19 protein-coding genes, 2 tRNA genes and 1 riboswitch are annotated in these 22,535 nt (G+C 69.0%); of the genes, 7 read left to right on the forward strand and 14 right to left on the reverse strand.

Translation table 11 applies throughout. The annotated features are described in order from the left end of the window. Positions 1-74: 74 nt before the first annotated feature. Positions 75-317 (reverse strand): hypothetical protein, encoded by a 243-nt coding sequence (locus KGA65_RS07255; protein WP_225862473.1) that lies wholly within the window; start codon positions 315-317, stop codon positions 75-77. A 339-nt stretch (positions 318-656) separates the two neighbouring features. On the opposite strand from KGA65_RS07255, the gene KGA65_RS07260 reads away from it, so the two are divergent. The 3 genes from KGA65_RS07260 to KGA65_RS07270 all read left to right on the forward strand — a co-directional run bounded on the left by KGA65_RS07260 (position 657) and on the right by KGA65_RS07270 (position 5,294). Continuing rightward, positions 657-2,363 carry an AMP-binding protein gene (locus KGA65_RS07260; RefSeq protein WP_225862474.1) on the forward strand — a complete coding sequence of 569 codons (1,707 nt, stop codon included), beginning with the start codon at positions 657-659 and terminating at the stop codon, positions 2,361-2,363. 61 nt (positions 2,364-2,424) lie between these two features. Then, complete coding sequence (locus tag KGA65_RS07265; protein ID WP_225862475.1) at positions 2,425-3,579, forward strand: helix-turn-helix domain-containing protein; 1,155 nt, start codon at positions 2,425-2,427, stop codon at positions 3,577-3,579. Between the two features lie 29 nt (positions 3,580-3,608). Beyond that, on the forward strand, positions 3,609-5,294 hold the full coding sequence (locus KGA65_RS07270; protein WP_375142617.1) for an AMP-binding protein: 1,686 nt from the start codon (positions 3,609-3,611) through the stop codon (positions 5,292-5,294). 11 nt (positions 5,295-5,305) lie between these two features. Here the strand turns inward: KGA65_RS07270 and KGA65_RS07275 are convergent, their stop codons facing one another. The 9 genes from KGA65_RS07275 to KGA65_RS07315 form a co-directional block, all read right to left on the reverse strand. Continuing rightward, positions 5,306-6,604, reverse strand: a complete 1,299-nt coding sequence (locus tag KGA65_RS07275) for a leucine-rich repeat-containing protein kinase family protein (RefSeq protein WP_225862477.1) — start codon at positions 6,602-6,604, stop codon at positions 5,306-5,308. Positions 6,605-6,670: 66 nt separating this feature from the next. Next, positions 6,671-6,746: transfer RNA gene (locus tag KGA65_RS07280), tRNA-Asn, on the reverse strand. 75 nt (positions 6,747-6,821) lie between these two features. Continuing rightward, positions 6,822-6,897 (reverse strand) — tRNA-Asn (locus KGA65_RS07285). 37 nt (positions 6,898-6,934) lie between these two features. After that, on the reverse strand, positions 6,935-9,070 hold the full coding sequence (locus KGA65_RS07290; RefSeq protein ID WP_225862478.1) for a TonB-dependent siderophore receptor: 2,136 nt from the start codon (positions 9,068-9,070) through the stop codon (positions 6,935-6,937). A gap of 67 nt (positions 9,071-9,137) precedes the next feature. Further along, positions 9,138-9,240: riboswitch (TPP riboswitch) on the reverse strand. A gap of 141 nt (positions 9,241-9,381) precedes the next feature. After that, a complete protein-coding gene (gene fdxA / locus KGA65_RS07295; protein WP_225862479.1) occupies positions 9,382-9,705 on the reverse strand; it encodes a ferredoxin FdxA in 324 nt (107 codons plus the stop codon). A gap of 98 nt (positions 9,706-9,803) precedes the next feature. Further along, the gene (gene cobA / locus KGA65_RS07300; protein ID WP_225862654.1) at positions 9,804-10,562 is read right to left on the reverse strand and encodes a uroporphyrinogen-III C-methyltransferase; all 759 of its coding nucleotides are present in this window, start codon (positions 10,560-10,562) and stop codon (positions 9,804-9,806) included. A gap of 13 nt (positions 10,563-10,575) precedes the next feature. Then, positions 10,576-11,370: a phosphoadenylyl-sulfate reductase gene (locus KGA65_RS07305; protein ID WP_225862480.1), complete on the reverse strand. Its 795-nt coding sequence runs from the start codon at positions 11,368-11,370 to the stop codon at positions 10,576-10,578. A 1-nt stretch (position 11,371) separates the two neighbouring features. Further along, entirely contained in the window at positions 11,372-11,845 is a 474-nt protein-coding gene (locus KGA65_RS07310; RefSeq protein WP_225862481.1) for a DUF934 domain-containing protein, read from the reverse strand. An 8-nt stretch (positions 11,846-11,853) separates the two neighbouring features. Further along, positions 11,854-13,575, reverse strand: a complete 1,722-nt coding sequence (locus tag KGA65_RS07315; protein ID WP_225862482.1) for a nitrite/sulfite reductase — start codon at positions 13,573-13,575, stop codon at positions 11,854-11,856. Positions 13,576-13,731: 156 nt separating this feature from the next. On the opposite strand from KGA65_RS07315, the gene KGA65_RS07320 reads away from it, so the two are divergent. Next, positions 13,732-14,637, forward strand: a complete 906-nt coding sequence (locus KGA65_RS07320) for a patatin-like phospholipase family protein (RefSeq protein ID WP_225862483.1) — start codon at positions 13,732-13,734, stop codon at positions 14,635-14,637. A 180-nt stretch (positions 14,638-14,817) separates the two neighbouring features. Here the strand turns inward: KGA65_RS07320 and phaP are convergent, their stop codons facing one another. Continuing rightward, the gene (gene phaP, locus KGA65_RS07325; protein ID WP_225862484.1) at positions 14,818-15,375 is read right to left on the reverse strand and encodes a TIGR01841 family phasin; all 558 of its coding nucleotides are present in this window, start codon (positions 15,373-15,375) and stop codon (positions 14,818-14,820) included. A 220-nt stretch (positions 15,376-15,595) separates the two neighbouring features. Here phaP and KGA65_RS07330 point away from each other — a divergent pair, with 220 nt between their 5' ends. The 3 genes from KGA65_RS07330 to KGA65_RS07340 are packed head-to-tail and all read left to right on the forward strand — an operon-like array spanning position 15,596 to position 18,913. After that, complete coding sequence (locus KGA65_RS07330) at positions 15,596-16,564, forward strand: histone deacetylase family protein (RefSeq protein ID WP_225862485.1); 969 nt, start codon at positions 15,596-15,598, stop codon at positions 16,562-16,564. Positions 16,565-16,608: 44 nt separating this feature from the next. Next, positions 16,609-17,610, forward strand: a complete 1,002-nt coding sequence (locus KGA65_RS07335) for a 2-hydroxyacid dehydrogenase (protein ID WP_225862486.1) — start codon at positions 16,609-16,611, stop codon at positions 17,608-17,610. Positions 17,611-17,623: 13 nt separating this feature from the next. Then, positions 17,624-18,913 (forward strand): DNA recombination protein RmuC, encoded by a 1,290-nt coding sequence (locus KGA65_RS07340; protein ID WP_225862487.1) that lies wholly within the window; start codon positions 17,624-17,626, stop codon positions 18,911-18,913. 10 nt (positions 18,914-18,923) lie between these two features. On the opposite strand, the gene KGA65_RS07345 is transcribed toward KGA65_RS07340, so the two are convergent. From KGA65_RS07345 to folD, 3 genes are read right to left on the reverse strand one after another with little or no spacing between them, the layout of a single operon-like run. Next, entirely contained in the window at positions 18,924-19,553 is a 630-nt protein-coding gene (locus tag KGA65_RS07345; RefSeq protein ID WP_225862488.1) for a glutaredoxin domain-containing protein, read from the reverse strand. A gap of 60 nt (positions 19,554-19,613) precedes the next feature. Beyond that, positions 19,614-21,635 (reverse strand): M3 family metallopeptidase, encoded by a 2,022-nt coding sequence (locus KGA65_RS07350; RefSeq protein WP_225862489.1) that lies wholly within the window; start codon positions 21,633-21,635, stop codon positions 19,614-19,616. A 40-nt stretch (positions 21,636-21,675) separates the two neighbouring features. Beyond that, entirely contained in the window at positions 21,676-22,533 is an 858-nt protein-coding gene (gene folD / locus KGA65_RS07355) for a bifunctional methylenetetrahydrofolate dehydrogenase/methenyltetrahydrofolate cyclohydrolase FolD (protein ID WP_225862490.1), read from the reverse strand. Positions 22,534-22,535 lie beyond the last annotated feature (2 nt).

A 22,535-nucleotide genomic window follows, 5' to 3' on the forward strand; every position in this document is an offset into this window, starting at 1 on the left:
CTCGGCGTCGTGCATGGACTGCTTTGAAAACAAAAACGGCGCACCGTGTTTGACGGTGCGCCGATCAGGCGATTTCAGGGTTTCTTGGTCGCCAGCATCTCTTCGAGCTCTTTGCACGAAGGCGCGCACACGGCTTGGGATTTACCGAGCAGCTTGCGCGATTTCAGCTGAGCCCGGGGGCGATGCTTGCCACACAGGAAACACGACATCGTGGCGGCGCCGAAGGCACCTGTCGCGGAGAAGGGGGAACCCGCCACTTTCGAGCGGTAACGCAGACCACCGGCGTCGATGGCGGTCTTGGGATCGTCCTTGGCCAAATACGCTCCTCAAACGAAAAAGTACAACAACCGGTTCAGCAGGGCGGGTTGCCTTATGGGTACCCAGGCCAGCCTCGATAACCTCTTATTATCGCTCGTCTGCACAAATCGGGCCAGCCTTCTGTGCCAGTAATTACCCGTGAACTGGGGATATTCGGCCTGGAGCGGGCTGGCGTTTGATCTGACCCAAGAAATGGCCAGGTGTTCCGCGCCGGAACACACTGGCATCGGGGCTTGTCCCAGGCTTCTGACCCGGGCACGGGCTGCCTAAGCTGCGTGGCATGCCGGGGAGGCGGACATGGGGTCCGCATCGGTCCGGCCCCTTCGACGCGAGCTGCCATGCATCCCCAGTCCTCCACCGCCGCCTTCCTGCAGGCCCGCCAGTTCCTGCAAGACCACCGGGAAGACTACGACACCGCCTACGCCGGTTTCCGCTGGCCGGCGCTGGACCGCTTCAACTGGGCCCTGGACTATTTCGACGTGATGGCGCGCGACAACCCGGCCACCGCGCTCTGGATCGTCGAGGAGGACGGGCGGGAGGAGAAGCTGAGCTTCGCTCAACTGTCGCAGCGTTCCAGCCAGGCGGCCAACTGGCTGCGCGCCCAGGGCGTGCGGCGCGGTGACCGCGTGCTGCTGATGCTGGCCAACGAGCGGCCGCTGTGGGAGGCCATGCTGGGCCTGATCAAGCTGGGCGCGGTGATGATCCCGGCCACCACGCTGCTGGTGGGCGACGATCTGCGCGACCGCTTCGACCGGGGCGATGTGAGGCATGTGATCGTAGGCCACGCCCATGCCGCCAAGTTCGACGAGATGCCTGGCGCCTACACCCGCATCGTGGTGGGGGCCGAGGTGGCGGGCTGGCAGCGCTTCGAGCAGGCCTACAGCACCCCGGTGGACTTCACGCCCGAGGGGGAGACCCGGGCGACCGACCCCTTGCTGCTCTACTTCACCTCTGGCACCACCTCCAAGCCCAAGCTGGTGCTGCACAGCCACCAGAGCTACCCGGTGGGGCATCTGTCGACGATGTACTGGATCGGCCTGAAGCCCGGCGACATCCACCTGAACATCTCCTCGCCGGGCTGGGCCAAGCATGCCTGGAGCTGCTTCTTCGCCCCCTGGAACGCCGGGGCCTGTGTGTTCATCTACAACTACAGCCGCTTCCAGGCACCGGCGCTGCTGGACGTGTTGCGCGACAAGGGCGTGACCTCGCTGTGCGCGCCGCCCACGGTGTGGCGCATGCTGATCCAGCAGGATCTTTCGGCCTGGAAGGTGGCGCTGCGCGAGCTGGTGGGGGCGGGCGAGCCACTCAACCCCGAGGTCATCGAACGGGTGCGCCAGGCCTGGGGCCTGACCATCCGCGACGGCTTTGGCCAGTCGGAAACCACCTGCCAGATCGGCAACACGCCTGGGCAGCTGGTGAAGGAGGGCAGCATGGGCCGCCCGCTGCCGGGCTACCGGGTGGTGCTGCTGGACATCGACGACCAACCCGCCGAGGAAGGCGAGGTGAGCCTGGAACTGGGCGAGGCCCGCCCGCTGGGCCTGATGCTGGGCTATGCGGGCGACCCGGAAAAGACGGCCCAGGTGATGCGCAACGGCCGCTACCGCACCGGCGACGTGGCCCAGCGCGATGCCCAGGGCTACATCACCTATGTCGGCCGGGCCGACGACGTGTTCAAGTCCTCGGACTACCGGCTCAGCCCCTTCGAGCTGGAGTCGGTGCTGATCGAGCATCCCGATGTGGTGGAGGCGGCGGTCATCCCCAGCCCGGACCCGCTGCGCCTGTCGGTGCCCAAGGCCGTGATCGTGCTGCGCGACGAGGTGGTGGCCGGGCCCGAGGCGGCGCTGTCCATCTTCCAGTTCTGCCGCGAGCACCTGGCACCCTACAAGCGCATCCGCCGCATCGAGTTCGCCACGCTGCCCAAGACCATCTCCGGCAAGATCCAGCGCGCGGTGCTGCGCAAGGGCGAGGCCGCCCGCGTGGCCGAGGGCCAGCGCGGCGCGTTGGAATTCTGGGAGGAGGATTTCCCCGCATTGGCGAAGCGCTGACAGCGGCTAGGCTGGGCACTGTGCCTGCCGCAGTCCTGGCGGTGTCCGGGCCTTCTCGTTCATGTCGCCACCTGTTTCTCTGACGACCCTCACCGCCGGCCCCTTTTTCTCGACGCCCGAACAGCGATGGGCGCTCGCGCGCGAACGCTTCTTCGATCAGGGGCAGCGCCCCACCGGCCTGGTGCCCGAGGCGGTGCTGCAGTCCTGGATCCGCTGCCAGACCCTGGGGTTGCAGGCCGACCGGTGGCCGGGGACGACGATGATTTCTGGGCTGCGGCTGGACACGGCCCGCCGCCATGCCCGGGACCTGCGGCAGGCCGCCGAGGCGCCGTTGCAGGAACTCCGGCAGGCCTTGCGGGCCAGCGCGATCGGGATCGCCCTGGTCGACCCGAAGGGGGTGTTGCTGGAAGCTTGGTCAGGCGCCCCCGGGCTGACGGCCGGTGAAGACTGGTCCGAGGCCGCCCAGGGCGGCACCGCGGTGGCCCTGGCGCTGCAGCTGGGGCAGCCCCAGCAGGTGCGTGGCCCGGAACATTTCTTCCAGGTGCAGGCAGGGCAGCAGAGCGCTGCAGCGCCGGTGCTGGACCGACAGGGGCAGGTGGCGGGGGGGCTGTTGTTGGTGGCTCAGGCGGAGGGTTTTGGCTTCGACCCGGTGGCGGTGGCGGGCCAGTATGCTTCCGCGATCGAGCACCGCTTGCTGCGGCTGCAGGCGGGGACGGAGGCCCTGGTGCTGGAATTCCAGACCTCGCCCGAACTGTTGGGCACGCCGCTGGCCGGCCTGTTGTGCATCGACGCACCGGACCGGGTGGCCTGGCTCAACGGCGTGGCGCGCCGCCTGACCGGGGTGGTGGGGGAGGTGCTGCCCGACGTGCCGACCCTGCTGGGCCTGGGCGGAGCCGCACTGGCGGCCTGGGCCCAGGACCCACAGGCCCGCCCCCTGGGCTTGCCCAACGGCCTCACGGTCTGGCTGCGGCCAGCCGCGCGGCGGACGCCACCGACCCTGCCGGAAGTGCCGGCCGCGGAGCCGCCCACCCCCGAGGCGCCCGCCGCCGAACGGCTGGACGAGGCCAGCCGCGCCTTGATCGACCGCACGCTGAGCGCCTGTGCCGGCAATGTGTCCCAGGCGGCCAAGCAACTGGGCATTTCGCGGGGCCGCATCTACCGGCATCTGCAGACGCAGGGGCGGGCCCGTGACCCCGTGGAAAGGAACCCGTCGTGAGCACAGACCTTGTGGACGCCCCGGTGACGGTGGAGGGGGTGGCCGGCTTCCTGGCCGCCCGCCGCTGGTTGCTGGACCATCGCGAGGACCTGGCCACCGCCCGCGCCGGCTTTCGCTGGCCGCGGCTGGAACGCTTCAACTGGGCGCTGGACTATTTCGACCCGATGGCCCGTGGCAATGACGCGGTGGCGCTGTGGATCGTGCATGAGGACGGCCGGGAGGAGCGGGTGAGCTTTGCCGAGCTGTCCCGGCGCTCCCACCAGGTGGCGGTGTGGCTGCGCAGCCAGGGCATCCAGCGGGGGGACCGGGTGCTGCTGATGCTGGGCAACGAGCGGGCGCTGTGGGAATCGATGCTGGCCTTGATGAAGCTGGGGGCGGTCATCGTGCCGGCCACCGCCCAGCTGGTGCCGCAGGACCTGGCCGACCGCTTTGCCCGGGGCGAGGTGCGCCATGTGATCTGCGCCGCCCACCAGCGCGGGAAGTTCGAGGCCATCGCCGGCGACTACACCCGCATCGTGGTCGGGCAGGCGGCCCCGGGCTGGCGGGCCTACGATGAGTCCGCTGCGGCCTCGACCGATTTCCAGCCCGAGGGCGAGACCCGGGCCAGTGACCCGCTGCTGCTGTACTTCACCTCCGGCACCACCACCCAGCCCAAGCTGGTCGCCCACAGCCATGAGAGCTATCCCGTCGGCCATCTGTCCACCATGTACTGGCTGGGCCTGCGGCCGGGCGACCTGCACCTGAACATCTCCAGCCCGGGCTGGGCCAAGCACGCCTGGAGCACCTTCTTCGCGCCCTGGAATGCGGGAGCTGGCGTGTTCGTGCTGAACCGGTCCCGCTTCAGTGCGCCGGCGCTGTTGCAGGCCCTGGCCACCCATCCGGTCCGCTCGATGTGTGCCCCGCCGACGGTGTGGCGCATGCTGCTGCAGGATGGGCTGGGGCCGCGCCCGGTGTCGCTCACCGATGTGCTCAGCGCCGGTGAGCCCCTGCAGGCCGACCTGATCCAGGCGGTGCGTGCGCACTGGGGGCTGTGCCTGCGCGATGGCTATGGCCAGACCGAGACGACCTGCCAGATCGGCAATCCGCCCGGGTGCCCGCTGATTCCCGGCTGCATGGGCTGGCCCATGCCCGGCTACCGAGTGGAGCTGCTGGAAGCCGAGGACCACCCGGCCCGCGAAGGCGAGATCAGCCTGCCACTGGATGGCCCGCTGCCGCCCTTGATGCTGGGCTACGCCCACGACCCGGAGCGCAACGGCCGCGCCACCCGGGCCGGCCACTACCGCACCGGGGACTTGGCGCGGCGTGATGCCGACGGCGGCTTCTACTACCTGAGCCGGGCCGACGATGTGTTCAAGTCCTCCGACTACCGCATCAGCCCGCCGGAGGTGGAGGCGGTGTTGCTGCAGCATCCGGCCGTGGCGGATGTGGCGGTGGTGCCCTATCCGGACGAGACCCGTCTGGCCTATCCCAAGGCCTATGTGAGCCTGAAGCCGGGCTGGACGCCCGGCCCGGCGCTGGCCCAGGACCTGATGCGCTTCGGACGCGAGCACCTGGCGCCCTACAAGCGGGTGCGGCGGATCGAATTTGCCGAGCTGCCGCGCACCATTTCCGGCAAGGTGCAGCGCGGCCTGCTGCGGGCCCGTGAGCTGGGTCGGGCCGCCTGCGGCACCCGGGCCGCGCAAGAATACCGGGAAGAGGACGACGGGGCCGCTTGAGGCCGCCGTGCTTACTGGGCGCGCAGCGCCTGCGCCACCTCGGCCGCACTGGGGCGTTGCTGCGGTACGGGGCTCAGGCAGGCATCGCGCAGCGCGGCCAGGGCCGGCGCGGGCGCCTCGGTGCAGCGTTCCAGCAGTTCCTCCAGCAGGCAGCCCAGGGCACGCACGTCCAGCCGCTGCAGGGCCAAGGCCTGGGCGGTCGGCAGCGGGGCCAGCAAGGTGGCGGCGCCGAAGTCGCCCAGGCGGGCGTGGCCCGCTGCATCGTGCAGGATGTTGTGGGCGTAGAAGTCCCCGTGGGCCAGGCCGCGCGCATGCAGATGGCTGAGCGCCGACGCCATGTCGCTCGCCAGTTGGCGCACGGCGGCGGGCGAGAGGCGCAGCGCCTGCGGGTAAATGTCCCGGGTGCAGGAGGCTAGGCTGGGCGGGCCGGCCAGCGGCTGGAACTCGGCCCCGATGAGCGGCATCAGCAGCCCCTGGGCCTGGGCGGGATGGCCGGTGAGCCGGGCCTGCACCGCGATCAGCGCGGGGTGGGTGCCGGCCTGCAACCAGGTCGCCAGCTCGGTGCCGGGCAGACCGTCGCTGGTCAGCTCGCCCTTGAACACTTTCAGCGCGGCGTCGTGGCCTGCCGCACCGCGGACGTGGTGGATCTGGCCGGAGGCGCCTTCGCCCAGCAGCCGCAGACACTGCAGGGTGGACCAGGCGACCTCCGGCAGTTCGGAGTGCTGCCGCACTGCCGCCTCCTGGTCCAGGCTCATCGGGTTGCCGCCACAGGCCAGCCAGGCCAGGCGGGGCAGGGCCAGCAGGCCGTCGGGCAGGGCGGTCAGCTGGTTGGCGGCGATGCGCACCAGCTCCAACTGCTGGCAATCGGCCAGGCTGTCCGGCAGGGATTGCAGTCGGTTGCCGGCCAGGGCCAGCTTCTGCAGCCGTTCACGCTGCCCCAGGGCCTCCGGCAGCGTCTCGAGTTGGTTGTCGGTCAGGATCAGCCAGCGCAGACGGGGTGGCAAGGCGGCGGCCGGCACCTCGCGGATCTGGTTGGCCTTGAAGCCGATCATCTCCAGCGACGGACAGCGCCCCAGCACCTCGGGCAGGCGGGTGAAGCGGTTGTTCGAGCAGAACAGGATGCGCAGGCGGTGCAGCCGGGGCAGGTCTTCCGGCAGTGTGTCCAGCGCGTTGCCGCTCAGGTCCAGCACCTCCAGCGTGTCGGCCAGATCGTAGACCTCGGCGGGCAGTTCGCGCAGACCGCAGCCGGTCAGCGTCAGGCGGTGCGTGTCCGGGCTCAGGCCTTCGCGCAGCGATTCAAGCGGGTTCAAACGAGGGCTCCCGGCGCAGGCTCAAGAAAAAAGCCCCATTCACTTGCGCGAATGAGGCTTCAGATTTGGCTCCCCGACCTGGGCTCGAACCAGGGACCTACGGATTAACAGTCCGGCGCTCTACCAACTGAGCTATCGGGGAACGGTATTTATGTCAGCCAAGGCATGCGGTGGCACCTTGGCGTCTTGTCAGTGTCTGAGTGACACCTTCGAATTTTGGCTCCCCGACCTGGGCTCGAACCAGGGACCTACGGATTAACAGTCCGGCGCTCTACCAACTGAGCTATCGGGGAAGTGAAGCCTTAGATTATAGACACAGCTCTGGATGTCTTACAAGCGGGCCTGCAAAGAAATTCGAAACGTGCGGGGATCGACCGGGTAGAGGTAGACGTGGTCGTACTGGGTGGGGCTTTCCTTCCAGGCCCGCACGTCGAACAGGTTGTCGACCCCGGCCCGCAGGGTGTAGTGCGTGCGCGCGCCATGCCATTGGTAGCGGGTGGCCAGGCCCCAGGTGGTCCAGCTGGGCAACTGCAGGCTGTTGTCGGCCAGCACCTCGCGCTGGCCCTGGTGCTGCACGCTGGCCTGCAGGCTGAGGCCGGGCCAGGCTGGCACGGCATAGTCCAGCGCGGCGCGCAGGGTCTGGCGGGGCACGTTGGTCGGCGTGCGTTCGTTCAGGCCGGCGTCGCTGGAGCCTTCGCGGCGCGCGCGCAGCCACATCGCGCCGGTGTCCAGGGTCCAGGCGTCCCAGTGGCCCGACAGGCTGGCCTCCAGGCCGCGGTGGTGGTCGTTGCCATCCTGGACCTGGGTGCAGCTGCTGTTGCAGTCGCCAACGTCCCGGGTGGCCGGGCGGTGGATGTCAAAGCCGGTGAGGCTCCAGGCCCAGGTGTTGTCGGCGTATTTCAGGCCCAGTTCGGACTGACGGCTCTTTTGGGTGCGGCCCTGGCCGGCGTTGCTGTAGGTGGGCAGGTTGGGCACCACCGAGCTTTCCGCACCCTGGCCCCAGCTGGCGTAAGCCATCAAGGCCGGGGTGAGCTGCTGGCTCAGCGCCAGCCAGGGGGTGGTGAAGGCCTGGGTCGAAGCCGTCGCCTCACTGCCATCGATCCGCACCGTGTCACGGTGCAGCGTGGTGTGGCGCAGGCCCAGCCACAGGCGCGTGGGTTCGGCCAGGGTCACCACGTCCCGCAGCGACCATTCCAGGCTGCGCTCGGTGCGGTTGGTGTTGGCGCCAGACGCGTCTGGGTTTGCGGGCAGCTGTACGCTGCCATCCATTAGGCCGCGGCCTTCCACCTGGTTGAAGGCTTGGGGGCCAAAGCGGCCGTGGTAGTCGTCCCACAGCACGCCGAGGGCGAGCTCATGCGCCATCCCGCCCCACTGGGCCTTGCCCTGCAGTTCGGAGGACACGGCCCGGCTGGTGCGGTGCTCGTGCTCGCTGCGGTAGTCGTAGAGGTCGAAGCTGCCGTCGCTGCAGTAGCTACTGGGAAGGGCTATTCCGCAGCCGAAGGGGAAGGCGGCCCGGTCGTTGTTGGTCAGGCGCTGCACCATGGCCTGGGTCTGCAGCCGCCAGTCGCGGTCGAGCTGCTGGGTCCAGCGCAGGCTGGCGGTGCTGCCGTCGAACACCACCGGCAGGCTCCAGCGCTGGTTGTTCAGGTTGATGCGCGGGTTGATGCTGCCGGCCTGGGGCAGCACGCCGCCCAGCAGGCTGAACCCCGGCTGGCTGGGCTGGGACTGGTGGCTGAGCTCCACCTCGGCCTCGAGCAGCGTCTCGGGCGAGACGCGCAGCGTGCCGGCCGCAGCCAGCAGGTGGCGGTGGCCTTGCGCGTCGCGCAGCGCCGGGTCCAGCTTCTCGACCGAGGCGTTCAGGCGCAACCCGGCCTGGCCCTGGCTGCCCAGGGTCTGGTCGATGTCGGCTGCGGCCTTCAGGCTGCCGCGCTGGGTGTAGCCGACGAAGAAGGTCTTCTGATCCCCGCGGGGGCGTTTGACCACGAAATCCACCAGCCCACCGGGGGCGCTGGTGCCGGCCTGGATGCCGCTGGTGCCGCGCAGCAGGTCGACCCGCTCCTTGTTGTCGAGCGAGATGGCGGTCTCGGCGTTGATCGGCAGGCCGTCGCGGCGGTAGTTGAAACGGTTGTCCAACGCATAGCCGCGCAGGCTGAACGAGGCCCAGTAGCCGGCCGAGTTGTACGCATCACCCAGGCCCGGGTCCAGGCGGGTCAGCTCGTTCAGGGCGGTGATGCCGGCATCTTGCAGAGTGGCCTGGCTGTAGCCGGCGGTCTGGAACGGTGCGCGGGCGGCGGGCACATCGCCAAAGCCCGCCACGCCGGTCGAGGGCGCGGTCAGCGCCTGGCCGGTGACGGTCACCACGCGGGCGGGTTCGGTCGGCGTTGTCTGCGCCCAGGCGGTGGAGCCGATCAGGCCCAGGGCCAGGCACAAGGGCGTGCGGGAAGGAAGGGAACGGCAAGCAGCCATCGTGGACATTCCATGTCGATGGCAGAGAGGCAAGTGTCAGGAGAGGCGATACCGCACGAACGGCGGCACGCGACAAACACGGCTTCCCTGCGCGAGGATTACCTCAATCAGGTTCAAAGGGACTCTCTCAGTCGGTCTGCCGAAGCAGGCCAACACCCCCAGCGAAGTGGCCGCGTGTTCACACGGCCGGCATGGATTATCGCCCGGACATGCGCCAGACACGCTTTGAGCGTGACGGTCAGACAACAAAAAGCCCGCCAGGGGCGGGCTCTTGGAGCGGATCAGCAAGGCGACCTGTTGGCCGCCGACGATCAGCGGATGATCTCGCCGATCTTGTTCTTGCGGTCCTTCCACTCTTCCGCATCGGGCAGCGGGGCCTTGCGCTTGGTGATGCTGGGCCAGACCTTGGCCAGTTCAGCATTCAGACCGATGTAGGCCTGTTGGTCGGCGGGCACGTCTTCCTCGGGCAGGATGGCGTTCACCGGGCACTCGGGGATGCAGACGGCGCAGTCGATGCACTCGTCCGGGTCGATGGCCAGGAAATTGGGACCTTCGCGGAAGCAATCCACAGGGCAAACATCGACGCAGTCGGTGTACTTGCAACGGACGCAGGCTTCGGTGACGACGTGGGTCATGGGGCGAACTGTGATGGATGAAAGAAGAGATGCGCCCCCGGAAAAGGAACGCGGGTCAGGCAGGCACGCAAACACCCACCCTGACCAACAATGAAATTCTAAGTCCTGTCGGCCTCGCTGGATTGATGGGAGTCAATCGCAGCCAGTGACGCCGGCTGGGCGCGGGCCGCTGGCGTGGCCCCCACGCCGACGATGACCACGGCCGGTCGGCCGGCGTGGGCCGAGGTCGCCTCGGCCAGAGAGGCCACCGTGTGGAGCGAACTGCGCGCGTCGGGGCAACCCGCCCGCGACACCACACTGACCGGGGTGGTGTCCGGCCATCCACACTGCAGCAGGCTGTCGGCCAGGCCTGGCAGCTGTTGACCCGCCATGTAGAACACCTCGGTGTCGGCATGGTGGCCCGCCTGCAGGGCGTGCTGCAAGGTCATGGCCGTGGTCAGGGCCACGGTGCGGCCGCCGCCCCGCCGGGTCAGCGGGCGCTGGCTTTGGGCCGCCGCCGCCAGCGCGGCCGTCACCCCCGGGATGACCTCGCAGTCGATGCCGGCCTGCGCCAGCACTTGCAGCTCCTCTTCCAGGCGACCAAACAGGCTGGGGTCGCCCCCCTTGAGCCGGGCCACCGCCCGGCCGGCCAGCGCGTGCTCGACCAGCAGGGCGTTGATGTGGGCCTGGCCCGTGGCATGGGCAAAGCCGCGCTTGCCCACGTCGATCCACTGCGCATGGGGCGCATGGGCCCGCAGGGCCGGGTCGGTCAGGGCATCGGCCAGCACCACCTCGGCCTGTTCCAGGGCCCGCAGCCCGCGCACCGTGATCAGATCGGCGGCGCCGGGACCGGCACCGATGAAGACAACGCGACCCAAGGGCATGCGAGGTTCAGGCGTGGGCCGGGGCCTCTTTCCGGGGGGGATCGACCGGGTGGGCGGCGCTGACGTGCAGGCCGCATTCCTTGGCCTTCTCGTCTTCCCACCACCAGCGGCCGGCGCGGAAGTCCTCGCCCACCGCAATGGCGCGGGTGCAGGGTGCGCAGCCGATGCTGGGCATGAACTGGTCGTGCAGGTCGTTGTAGGGCACCTCGTGGCTGGCGATGTAGTGCCACACATCGGCCCAGGTCCAATCGACCAGCGGGTTGTATTTGGCGCGGCCGTTCGGCTCAATCTCATGGGCCGGCATGTCGGCCCGGTTCTTCGATTGCTCGTGGCGCAGGCCGGTGACCCAGGCCGTGCGCCCATCGAGCATGCGGCCCAGCGGCTCCAGCTTGCGGACCTGGCAGCAGCCCTTGCGCAACGCCAGGCTCTGGTACATGGCCTTCTCACCGTTCTGGCGCACGAACTGGATCACGGCCTCCGTGCGGGGGCGGTAGACCTCGACCGACAAGCCATAACGCAGCTCGATCTTCGGAATCAGCGCGAGCGTTTCGGGGTGCAGGGCGCCCGTGTCCAGCGTGCCAATGGCGATGGGGATTTGATGGCGGGCGATCAGGTCGGTCAGCACCATGTCCTCGGCGCCCAGGCTGTTGGCCAGCACCACCCGACCGGGGTGCTCGGCGGCGGCGCGGCGCAGCCAGTCGAGCGCGGCTTGCACGCGCGATTCGTGGCCGGGGGTGTGGCGGGCGTAGAGCTCAATGGCACTGGCGCGGGCAGCGCCGGGCAGCACGGACAGGTCGGTCATGTCAGGCCATTCTTGCAAATTGGGGGCGGGGCTCACGCACATCGCCCTGGTAGTGATCGGTGATGAGGCCCAGCGCGCGGCGGGCACTGGCCTCGTTCTCGCCGGCGCGCAGCACCACCGCGGTGAAACCGGTGCGGGCCAGCAGCGGCAGCATGTCCACCAGCACGTCGCCCGTGGCGCGGATCTCGCCGGCAAAGCGCAGGCGGGCACGCAGCAGACGGGCTTGGCTGTATGCACGGCCATCGGTCCACTTGGGGAAGGGCAGGGTGATCAGGGCCAGGCGGGGCAGATCGCTGGCCAGGTCCTCCACCTCATCGGTGTTGGCCAGGGCCAGGCCCACGGGCAGATCGGCCGGCCAGGTGGCGCGCGCGGCCTGCCATTGGGCGACGCTCAGCAGCGCATGGGCCACCGGCTGGGCCGGCCCCTCACCGTCCAGGCGCTGCCAGCGGTCTTGTTGGGCTTGGATGAATTGCATGACGGTCCTCACACGGTCTCGGTTTCGGCCGTGGCGGGCTGGGCGGTGGCCTGGCGCACGGCATCGGTGGCCGCGCGCAGCGGCGCGATGCCGAGGCGGCGCACGGTGTCGACGAAGTGCTCACCCGGCGCCTTGTGGGCTTGGTAGACCTCGATCAAGGCCTCGACCACATCGGCCACTTCTTCGGCCGCGAAGGCCGGGCCGATGACCTTGCCGGGCACCGCCGGGCCAGACAGCTGGCTGCCATCGGAGCCACCCACCGACACCTGGTACCACTCCTTGCCGTCCTTGTCGACGCCGAGCACGCCGATGTGGCCGGTGTGGTGGTGGCCGCAGGAATTCATGCAGCCGCTGATGTGCAGGTCGATGGGCCCCAGCTCGTAGACCGCGTCCAGATCGGCGAAGCGCTCGCTGATGTCGGCCGCCACCGGGATGGAGCGGGCATTGGCCAGGGCGCAGAAGTCGCCGCCCGGGCAGGCGATGATGTCGGTGAGCAGGCCGATGTTGGGCGTGGCGAAACCGGCCTCGCGGGCGGCGTGCCAGACGGCCAGCAGATCGGCCTCGCGCACCCAGGGCAGCAGCAGGTTCTGCTCGTGGGTCACGCGCAACTCGCCCAGCGAGTAGCGGTCGGCCATGGTCGCGGCAATGTCCATCTGCTCGGCCGTCACATCGCCCGGGGCCTGGCCGGCGCGCTTGAGCGACAGGGTCACGGCGCGGTAGCCCGGCACGCGGTGGGCGTGCACGTTGCGCTCCAGCCAGCGCAGAAAGGCCGGCGGGGTCTGGCCGCCGCGGTGCGGGTCGAAGCCGTTGGTGGCCGGACGCACGCCCGCCGGGTCGACGAAGCTGCGCGACACGCGTTCCAGCTCGCCCACCGGGATGATGTGCTCACGGCCGTCAGCGTCCTGGTTCAGGATCTTGTCGAACTCGGCATTCACCGCGTCGAAGAACTTCTGCCCCTCGGCCTTCACCAGGATCTTGATGCGGGCCTTGTAGAGGTTGTCGCGCCGGCCGAAACGGTTGTAGACGCGGACGATGGCTTCCAGGTAGACCAGGATCTCCTGCCAGGGCACGAAGGCGTTGATCACCGAGCCGATGACGGGCGTGCGGCCCATGCCACCACCGACATAGACCTTGAAGCCGACCTCGCCGGCCTTGTTCTTGAGCAGTTGCAGGCCGACGTCATGCCAGGCAATGGCGGCGCGGTCCTCGGCGGCACCGCTTACCGCGATCTTGAACTTGCGCGGCAGGAAGGCGAATTCGGGCTGCAGCGTGCTCCACTGGCGCAGGATCTCGCAGTAGGGGCGGGGATCGACGATCTCGTCCGGGGCGATGCCGGCCAGCGCATCGCTGGTGATGTTGCGGATGCAGTTGCCCGAGGTCTGAATGCCGTGCATGTCCACCTCGGCCAGCAGGTCCATGGCATCGGCCGAGCGCTCCAGCGGGATCCAGTTGAACTGCAGGTTCTGGCGCGTGGTGAAGTGACCGAAACCGCGGTCGAGCTCGCGGGCGATCACCGCGAGCTGCCGCAGCTGGGCCGAGGACAGCTCGCCATAGGGCACGGCCACCCGCAGCATCGGCGCATGGCGCTGGATGTACCAGCCGTTCTGCAGCCGCAGCGGGCGGAAATCGTCGTCGGCCAACTCCCCCTTCAGGTTGCGTTCAAGCTGATCGCGGAACTGGGCGGCCCGTTGGTGGACGACTTGGCGGTCAAAGGAGGTGTACTGGTACATGGCGCAGAGTGCGGGCGCTGGAACGGGTCGGATTGACCCATGGCCATGACTCTAGGGAGGATCCATATTCCAGAAAAGAATTTTTAAGTTGAATGCTTATTTCCGATATCGATATGCGAAAGAGGAGCAGCCCACCGCAGGCCTAGAATCTCCGCCATGCCATCCGCGTTTGTTCCGGCCCGCCGCCTCCTGTTGAGCGGCCTGGGCGCCGGTGTCCTGGCGCTGGCCGGTTGCCAGACGCCTTCCACCCCGCCTTCCGTTCCCCCCAAGCCGCCCACCCCCCCTCGGCCCCCCCGCATCGGGCTGGCCCTTGGCGGAGGGGCGGCCCGTGGGTTTGCCCACATCGGGGTCATCCAGGTGCTCGAAGAGCACGGCATCCGACCTGATCTGGTCGTCGGCACCTCGGCGGGCAGCTTGGTGGCCGCGCTGTATGCCTCTGGCAAGAACGGCACCGAACTGGCCAGCCTGGCCCGCAGCATGGACGAGTCGGCGCTGACCGACTGGGCCTTCCCGGGACGAGGCCTGTTGCGCGGCGAGGCCCTGGCCCGTTATGTCCACACCCAGACCGGTGGACGCCTCATCGAGCAGATGCCGATGCCCCTGGGCATCGTGGCCACCGATGCCGGCAATGGCAACCCGGTGATGTTTCGGCGTGGGGACACGGGGACGGCCGTGCGTGCCTCCAGTGCGGTCCCGGCCGTCTTCCAACCGGTGCGCATTGGCAGTCGCGAGTATGTGGACGGGGGGCTGGTCAGTCCGGTGCCGGTCCGCTATGCGCGTGAAATGGGAGCCGACTTGGTGATCGCGGTGGATATTTCATCGCCACCGGACCCGAATTCCATCGGTGATGCCTTCCACCTGCTGATGCAGACCTTTTCGATCATGGGTCGCAGCATCAACCGCTGGGAATTGAAGGACGCGGACATCGTGATCCGGCCCGCGCTGGTGGGCGTGTCGAGTTCGGATTTCTCGGCCCGCATGAAGGCGCTGCAGTTCGGGCGGGAGGCCGCACAGGCCCAGCTCGGTACCCTGAAGGCCCGCATCGCCGCGCTCACGCGCTGAACCGCGGCCAAAGAAAAGCCCGGCGCGAAGGCCGGGCTGAAGGTACCTTGAGAGTGAGTCTCAGGAAAGGTACCGAGGAGACGTGTCTCCCATGGAGGCCAGGGCGGTGGCAACTGCCGAGGCACTCGGGAAGACCCGCAGCAGGGAAGGAAGTTCCCCACCACAGAGTCTGCGGACCTGTCAGGCCGCGGTGCGACGCGGCGCCTTGGGGGCCGCCTGGGCCGCCTTGACGGCCGTGTTGGTCATGGCCTGGAAGTTGGCTTCGGCCACGTCAGCGGCTTGCTTGGCGGCCTTGTGCACCGACTCGTAGGCGTTGTTGGCGGCGGCCATGGCCGACTTCACCAGGGCGACAGCGTTCTCGGTGCCGGCCGGGGCGTTCTTGACCGCGGTGTCCACACCGGCCATGAACTTCTTCTGGGTGTCAGCCAGCTGGGCTTCGATGGCCTTGGTCATCTCGGCATTGGTGCTGGCGGCGATGTCGTACAGGTGACGGCTGTAGGCAGCAACCTTTTCGGCCGCGGGTTGCAGCAGGCTGGCTTGCAGCGACAGCAGTTCCTGCGGATCCTTGGCGGCGATCGCGGCCTTGGCGGTTTCAGCGGCTTCGCCCATCGAGGCCTTGGCCACTTGCATGTTCAGTTCGACGAGCTTCTCCATGCCTTCGAAGGCCTTGCCCGCCAAATCCATGGCGGTTTCAACATTGGCCTTTTGGGAAGCGATCACTTGTTCGGCAGTCAGCATGTCAGTCTCCAAAGGTGAGGGTCAGGGTTTCAAACACCGTGCAGCCCAGCGGGTCTTGAACAGCCACCCAGAGGGTTTGTGCGCTGCAACATGGAGAGAAGTATAGGTGGCGGCTTCTGGAAAGCAAGCGCCGTTTTGTTGCATTGCATCAATCTAGTGACGACACTCTAAATCCCTGGCTGACCGAACTTCGGCGGGGGCGGCGGCAGAATCGGCGCCGATGCAGGCCTTCACCTCGGACCACCATGCGCTGCCATTGCCGCCGGGGCATCGCTTTCCGATGCCCAAGTACGCGCTGTTGCGCCAGGCGGTCGAGACGCAACTGCCCGAGGTGCAACTGCAGCCCGCCCCGGCGGCCAGCGAAGGCGAGTTGCTGCTGGCGCACACGCCCGAGCATGTCTGCGCGGTGCTGGAAGGCTGGCTGAGCCCGGCCCAGCAGCGGGAGATCGGCTTTCCCTGGTCCGAGCGCATGGCCGAGCGCTCGCGCCGCTCGGTGGGGGCGACCATCGCGGCGGCCCGCGCGGCGTTGGCCGAGGGCGTGGCCGTCAACCTGGCCGGGGGCACGCACCATGCCAGCGCGGACCGCGGTTCGGGCTACTGCGTGTTCAACGACGTGGCGGTGGCCGCCCGGCTGATGCAGGCCGAGTGGCACCGCCGTCATGCCAGCCTGCTGCGGGTGCTGGTGATCGACCTGGACGTGCACCAGGGCAACGGCACGGCCGCGATCTTTGCCGACGACCCGACGGTGTTCACGCTGTCGCTGCACGGCGAGCGCAACTTCCCGTTTCGCAAGGTGGCAGGTGACCTGGATGTCGAACTGCCCGATGGCTGCACCGATGCGGCCTATCTCCAGGCGCTGGACGCCGCACTGGCGCAGACCTGGCACCGCCACGCTGCCCAGCCGCCGGGCCTGGCCTTTTACCTGGCCGGGGCCGATCCGCACGAGGGCGACCGGCTGGGTCGCCTGAAGCTCAGCGCCGCGGGGCTGGCCGAGCGGGACCGACGCGTGCTGGCCGCCCTGCGGGAGCGCCGCATTCCGGTGGCTCTGACCATGGCCGGTGGCTATGGCCGGGACATCGGGCAGACCGTGGCGCTGCAGCTGGAAACCGTGCGCCAGGCCGCGCAGGCCTGGGAGGCCTGGCCGGTGGTGGGGCTGTCCCAGGGCACGCACAATCCGACGACGCGCTGACTCCCTGCGCCGGCCCCTTGTTCGACCGCAACCGAACCTTCCGGATGAACCCCTCTCAGCCTTCCCGTCCCACCATCCTGGTCGCTCGACCGGTCTTTCCCGACACCGTGGCCCGGCTGCGGCAGCACTTCGAGGTGGACGTCCACGACAGCGAGACGCCGCTGCAGGGCGACGCCCTGGCGCGGCGCCTGCAGGGGAAATCGGGGGTCTTCGTGGCCGGTGTCGAACCCATCGACGCCGCGCTGCTGGCGGCCTGCCCCGAGCTCAAGGCCGTGTGCAGCATGGCGGTGGGCTACAACAATATCGATGTGGCCGCCTGCACCGCCCGCGGGGTGCTGGTGACCAATGCCCCCGGGGTGCTGACCGAGACCACGGCAGACTTTGGCTTCGCGCTGATGATGGCCACCGCCCGGCGCATCGGCGAGGCCGAGCGCTTTCTGCGCCGCGGCGAATGGACCCATTGGTCCTACGACCTGATGGCCGGCCAGGACATCCATGGCGCCACGTTGGGGGTGCTGGGCATGGGCCGCATCGGCCAGGCGGTGGCGCGGCGCGGCGCGCTGGGCTTTGGCATGAAGGTGGTCTATCACAACCGCAGCCACCTGCCCGAGGCCGAGGAGGCGGCCCTGGGAGCCCGTTGGCTGCCCCTGCCCGAGCTGATGGCCCAGGCCGATCACCTGGTCATCGTGGTGCCGTACGGCCCGGCCAGCCACCATCTGGTGGGCCGCGAGCAGTTGGCCTGGATGAAGCCGACCGCGACGCTGACCAACATCGCCCGCGGCGGCGTGGTGGATGACGCCGCGCTGGCCGAGGCCCTGCGGGCTGGCCAGCTGGCCGCCGCCGGGCTGGACGTGTTCGAGGGCGAACCGCAGGTGCATCCGGCCTTGCTGACGCTGCCCAACGTGGTGCTGACGCCGCACATCGCCAGCGCCAGCCTGGCGACCCGGCGGGCCATGGCCGATCTGGCCGCCGACAACCTGATCGCGGCGCTGACCGGCCAGCCGCCGCTGACGGCCCTCAACCCCGAGGTGCTGGCCCGCGGCTGAGACAATCGCCGCCATGTCCTTGTCTCCCTTTGAACTCAGCACCCTGGTGCTGCTGGGTCTGTTGCTGCTGGCGGTGCTGGCCTTGTGGTTGCGTGCCGGCGGCACCGAACCGTCGGGTGTGCCGGATGCGTTGGAACGTCTGGAGCGCGAGCTCCGCGCCGAGGTCCAGTCGAGTGCCCGCACCGTGCGGATGGAGCAGTCCCAGGCGCTGGCCCAGTTGCAGCAAGGCCTGGTACACCAGGCCGGCGACGCGGCCCGCACCCTGGCCCAGGCCCGCGAGGCCCAGGACATGGCGCTGCAGCGCCTGGCCGATGCCCTGGGACAGCAGCTCAAGGCGGTGACCGAGGCCATCGAACGCCGGCTGCTGTCGCTGCAGGACGGCAACGAGAAGAAGCTCGAGCAGATGCGGGTCACCGTCGACGAGAAGCTGCACGCCACGCTGGAGCAGCGCCTGGGCGAGAGCTTCCGCCAGGTGGCCGAACGCCTGGAGCTGGTGCACAAGGGCCTGGGCGAGATGCAGGGCCTGGCACGCGATGTCGGCTCACTCAACCGGGTGCTGACCAACGTGAAATCGCGCGGGGTGTTTGGCGAACTGCAGCTGGCGGCCCTGCTGGAGCAGGTGATGACGCCCGAGCAGTACGCCGCCAACGTCGAGACCGTGCCGGGCAGCGGCACCCGGGTCGAGTTTGCGATCCGACTACCGGGCCGCCGCGACGATGGCCAGCCGATGTGGCTGCCCATCGACGCCAAGTTCCCGCGTGAAGACTACGAGCGGCTGCTGCAGGCGCAGGACCAGGCCGACCCGGTGGCGGCCGAGGCGGCGGGCCGGGCGCTGGAAGGCCGGCTGCGCGCCGAGGCCCGCAGCATCCGTGAGAAGTACGTGGCGCCACCGCACACCACGGATTTCGCCATCCTGTTCCTGCCCACCGAAGGCCTGTATGCGGAAGCCCTGCGCCGGCCCGGGCTGATGGAGGCGCTGCAGCGCGATCACCGCATCACGCTGGCCGGCCCGACCACCTTGCTGGCCACGCTCAGCAGCCTGCAGATGGGCTTTCGCAGCCTGGCCCTGGAGCGACGCAGCGCCGAGGTCTGGGACGTGCTGGGCGCGGTCAAGACCGAGTTCGCCAAGTTCGGCGAAGTGCTGGCCAAGACCAAGAAGAAACTGGAAGAGGCCAGCGCCACCATCGACAGCGCGGAGGTGCGCACCCGCGCGATGGCCCGCAAGCTCAAGGGCGTGGAACAGCTGCCCGACGCGCAGGCCCGTCAGCTGCTGGGCAGCGAGGCTGACGGCAGCGACGCCTGAGGCGGCAGGGTCAGAAGCGGATGGCGGGCGTGCCGGGGGCCGTTGGCGCGTTCCGGTTTTCCAGCGCCGGGCCGGGCGCGGAGGCTGGCACCGCGCCCGGCGGCACCGGATTGGCGGCCCCCACCAGCGGGGTGGGCAGCGGGCGGCGGTAGCCGGCTGGCAGCACCGAGGTCTTCGGGTAGCCCGCGGCATCCAGATAGCTGTTCCACTCGTTGAGCGAACCGGACTTGATCTGCTGGCTGCCCACCGTCAGCATCGGCAGGCTGCGCCCCCCGCTCAGCTGGACATAGGCCTCCAGATCGAGGCTGCTTTCCACCCGCTTCTCACTGAACGGAACACCGCGCTGCACCAGCAACTCGCGGCCGATGTCGCAGGGCGGGCAGCTCTTGGCCGCATACAGCGTCACCGGAAAGCGGCTGACCGCCTGCCGCAGCGCCGGCGGCAGGGCCGCCAGTTCCGCACCGCCGCTGCCCACCGCGCCGTGGCCGGACATCACCTGGACCTGGGCCTGGCTGGAGGTCGGCGGCCGGTCGGTGTAGGTGACCTTGCCGTCCGGTCCGATGACCTTGTACTGGGCCATCGCCAGCGGCGACAGACCCAGACAGCACAGGGCGACAAGGCGGGCAGTGTTCGGTGTCATGGGCGGTCAAGCAGTCAATACAAGGCGAAAGGACTATACGCTGCGGGCGGGGAGCCGGCTTCAAGCCATGCCTTGATGCCGCAGCAGCGCGTCGATGCTGGGTTCACGGCCGCGGAAGGCCTTGAAGCTCTCGATGGCGGGACGGGCGCCACCCGCCTCCAGGATTTCGCAACGGTAGCGCCGCCCGGTGTCCGGGTTGAGCACGCCTTCTTCCTCGAAGGCGCTCCAGGCATCGGCCGACAGCACCTCGGCCCACTTGTAGGAGTAGTAGCCGGCCGAGTAGCCACCCGCGAAGATGTGCGAGAAGGTGTGGGCCATGCGGTTGAAGGCCGGCACCGGCAGCAGCGAGACCTCCTGCCGCACCTCGTTGAGGATGGCCTGGACGCGCTGCGGGGCATCGGCCTCGGTGTGCAGGCGCATGTCGAACAGGCCGAACTCGACCTGGCGCAGTGTCTGCAGACCACTCTGGAAGTTCTTGGCCGCCAGCATCTTGTCGAACAGCGCCCGCGGCAGCGGCTCGCCGCTGTCCACATGGGCGCTCAGGTGGCGGATCACCTCCCATTCCCAGCAGAAGTTCTCCATGAACTGGCTGGGCAGCTCCACCGCGTCCCACTCGACACCATCGATGCCGGACACGCCCATCTCGTCCACCTGCGTCAGCATGTGGTGCAGGCCGTGGCCGAACTCGTGGAAGAGGGTGGTCACCTCGTCATGGGTCAGCAGGGCCGGCTTGTCGCCCACGGGGGACGAGAAGTTGCACACCAGGTAGGCCACCGGGGTCTGCAGCTGGTGCGAGTCGGCGCGCAGCCAGCGGCTGCGGGCGCTGTCCATCCAGGCGCCCGGGCGCTTGCCGGGGCGGGCATGGGGATCCAGGTAGAACTCGCCCACCACCTGGCCGGCCCGCTCGATGCGGAAGAAGCGCACCGACGGGTGCCAGACCGGTGCCTCGGCCGGCTGGATGCGCACCTCGAACAGGGTCTCGGCGATGTGGAACAGGCCGTCCAGCACCTTGGGCAGCGGCAGGTAGGCCTTCACCTCCTGGTCGCTGAAGGCATAGCGGGCCTCCTTGAGCTTCTCGCCCGCATAGGCCAGGTCCCAGGCCTGCAGGTCGGTCAGGCCCAGTTCGCGGGCGGCGAAGTCGCGCAGATCGGCCAGGTCCTTCTCGGCACTCGGGCGGGCGCGCTGGGCCAGGTCGCGCAGGAAGTGCAGCACCTCGGCCGGGGTGCCGGCCATCTTGGGCGCCAGCGACACCTCGGCCGCATTGGCAAAGCCCAGCAGGGTGGCTTCCTCGGCACGCAGGGTGAGCAACTCGCTCATCACCGCGGTGTTGTCGCGCTCGGCCGGGCCCAGCTCGCTGGCGCGGGTCACATAGGCGGTGTAGAGGGTTTCACGCAGGGCCCGGTTGCGGGCGTACTGCATCACCGGGAAGTAGCTCGGGAAGTGCAGCGTCAGCTTGTGGCCGGGCTTGCCTTCGGCTTCGGCGGCGGCGCGGGCTGCAGCGACCACGTCGGCCGGCACGCCGTCAAGTTCCTCGGCGGTGGCGTAATGGGCAAAGGCGTCGGTGGCGTCCAGCACATGGTTGGAGAAGGCCTGCGACAGCTCGGCCATCCGGTCCTGGAGGGCCATGAAGCGGGCCTTGGCCTCGCCCTGCAGGTCGGCCCCGCCCAGGCGGAAGTCGCGCAGCGCGTGGGCCAGCGCCTGCCGGCGGGCCGGGCTCAGGGCGGCCGCGGCCGGGCTGGCCGCGATGGCCTTGTACTTGGCGTACAGGCGCTCATCGCTGCCCTGGCGGGTGTAGAACTCGGTGATCTTGGGCAGGTTCTCCGCATGCACCGCCCGCAGTTCGGGCGTGTCGGCCACATGGGCCAGGTGGTTGACCACACCCCAGGCCCGGCCCAGACGTTCCACCGGCACTTCCAGCACCAGCGACAGCGCGTCGTAGTCGGCCGGCACGTCCGGCCCCACCGCGCGGTCCAGCGCCGCGTTGGCCTCAGCCAGCAGCACGTCGATGGCCGGCGTCACATGTTCAGGGCGCACGGCCGCGAAGTCGGTGAGCGGGGTGGTTTCCAGCAGCGGATTGGTCATCAGCAAAGTCCTGTCCAGGGCGCGGTGGCGCCGTTTCCTATCAAACCTGTCGGGCGGCCCGTTCGGCGGCTTCCAGGGTGTTCACCAGCAGCATCGTGATGGTCATCGGGCCCACGCCACCCGGCACCGGGGTGAGGTGCGAGGCCACGGCGCTGACCGAGGCAAAGTCCACGTCGCCACAGAGTTTGCCTTCGTCATTGCGGTTGATGCCCACGTCGATCACGATGGCCCCGGGCTTGACCATGTCACCGGTCAGCGTGTTGCGGCGGCCCACGGCCGCCACCACCACGTCGGCCTGGCGGGTGTGATAGCCCAGGTCCGGGGTGCCACTGTGGCAGATGGTGACGGTGGCGTTGGCTTGCAAGAGCAGCAGGGCCATCGGCTTGCCAACGGTGTTGCTGCGGCCGATCACCACTGCATGCTTGCCCTTGAGCGACACGCCGGTGCTTTCGATCAGCTTCATGCAGCCATAGGGCGTGCAGGGGCGAAAGCCCTCCAGGCCCGCCATCAGTTCACCGGCGGACAGCACCGAATAGCCATCCACGTCCTTGGCGGTGGCGATCGCCTCGATCACCTTGTGCGGGTCGATGTGCTTGGGCAGGGGCATCTGCACCAGGATGCCGTGGATGGTCGGATCAGCGTTGAGCGCGGCGATGCGCTCCAGCAACGCGGCCTCGGTCAGGCTGGCGTCGTACTTCTCGAACACCGAATGCACGCCGCTGTCCTGGCAGGCCTTGACCTTGTTGCGCACATAGACGGCCGAAGCGGGGTCGTCGCCGACCAGGATGACCGCCAGGCCGGGCGGGTGACCCTGGGCGGTGAGGGCGGCCGCGCGCTGCGCGACCTCGGCACGGAGTTGGCGGGACAGGGCGTTGCCGTCGATCACTTGGGCGGTCATGG

It is taken from the genome of Ideonella benzenivorans (assembly GCF_020387415.1).
In the GTDB taxonomy this organism is placed as follows: Bacteria; Pseudomonadota; Gammaproteobacteria; order Burkholderiales; family Burkholderiaceae_C; genus Ideonella; species Ideonella benzenivorans.